This is a genomic window from Synechococcus sp. H70.1, from assembly GCF_047502705.1.
In the GTDB taxonomy this organism is placed as follows: domain Bacteria; phylum Cyanobacteriota; class Cyanobacteriia; order Thermostichales; family Thermostichaceae; genus Thermostichus.
The window spans coordinates 1-1,241 of the sequence record NZ_JANSIV010000045.1 but is presented as its reverse complement, the minus strand read 5'-3'; the positions used below and the strand labels follow the sequence as shown (position 1 = coordinate 1,241).

The window sequence follows — 1,241 nt, the reverse complement described above, 5'->3', positions numbered from 1 at the left end:
ACACCCCTCTCCCACGCAGTGGGAGAGGGGCTGGGGGTGAGGGCTAACACCCACTGCCGAAGTTGAACAGCACCTCCAGCAGGTCGGCGTCGTAGATGGCGCTGTCCCAGTTGATATTCTCGTAGCGGTAGCCCCACTCGCTGAAGGCAAACAGTGCTCGTGGCATGCCGCCGCATCTACACAGCCGTTGCAGTCTACATCCCTAGCTGCAAGACACCTGTATCCAGTAGGAAGGCTTCCTTGCGCCAGGTGGTAGCGTTCCGACCATACCCTACAATATAACGCCCGCTGGGTGAGATGGCTCTGACTTCCTCAAGTACCGAACCGTCTGTCAGTAGGTGGGCGTAGGTGAGGGTCAGGTCTTCCATCCCCATTGCCCGTGTCCAGCGAAAGGCACGCGGTACCGAAGCGGCGATGATAGACGAGGATATGCAAGCCGTGCCGACCACCACCGAGCCGTCCGCAGAAACGCCATAAACCTCGCCGCAGGGATCTGCCAGCAAGTCGAGAACTTCCACCCCCGTTGCACGCGTCCAGCGAAAGGTACGCAGCTGCCCAGCGGCGATTTCAACCGCACCGACCACCACCGAACCGTCCGCAGAGACGCCTGCAGCCCAACCTCCATCACTATCTGGCGGCGTGCCCAAGTCTTCCATTCCCATTGAAAATGTCCAGCGAAAGGCTCTTTGCTGCCCAGCGGCGTTGTAAGCCGCGCCAACCACAACGGAGCCGTCCGCAGAAACGCCATAAGCTCCGCTCCAATCTCCACCCAGCGTGCCGAGATCTCCCATTCCCGTTGCACGCGTCCAGCGAAAGGCGCGCTCACGCCGATCGGCGTTTTCAGCCACGCCGACCACCACCGAGCCGTCCGCAGAAACGCCATAAGCTCCGCTCCAATCTCCACCCAGCGTGCCGAGATCTTCCATCCCCGTTGCATATGTCCAGCGAAAGGCACGCGTCTGCCCAGCGGCGTTGCAAGCCCCGCCGACCACAACGGAGCCATCCGCGGAAACGCCGGAAGCGAAGGATTCCTTACCACCATGCAGCGTGCCGAGCCAAACGAGCGATGGTTGCTGTAACCAACCTACAGTCGCCATAATTACAGAACCTCCCCACTCATCAGAGCACTGGTCCGAGAGTGACTATCTCGTCGCGCCGTTATGCCTCCTGATGTTAGCGTATGTGTTATGCTCTGTTGCAATGATACCCAGTCCGACTACCGACGCTCTCCCCTCAAAGCC

Annotated in this window: 2 protein-coding genes; both read right to left on the bottom strand. The window is 60.2% G+C overall.

The genetic code is table 11. The features are described from left to right. Positions 1-43 precede the first annotated feature (43 nt). Positions 44-166, bottom strand: coding sequence for a hypothetical protein (locus tag NW827_RS03650; RefSeq protein ID WP_414503351.1), 123 nt, complete (start codon positions 164-166; stop codon positions 44-46). A 28-nt stretch (positions 167-194) separates the two neighbouring features. Further along, positions 195-1,097 (bottom strand): hypothetical protein, encoded by a 903-nt coding sequence (locus NW827_RS03645; RefSeq protein WP_414503350.1) that lies wholly within the window; start codon positions 1,095-1,097, stop codon positions 195-197. Positions 1,098-1,241: the final 144 nt, after the last annotated feature.

Bases quoted from the DNA above. Each gene is read 5' to 3' on its own strand.
- NW827_RS03645 (WP_414503350.1), bottom strand. From the start codon at position 1,097: ATGGCGACTGTAGGTTGGTTACAGCAACCATCGCTCGTTTGGCTCGGC.
- NW827_RS03650 (WP_414503351.1), bottom strand. From the start codon at position 166: ATGCCACGAGCACTGTTTGCCTTCAGCGAGTGGGGCTACCGCTACGAG.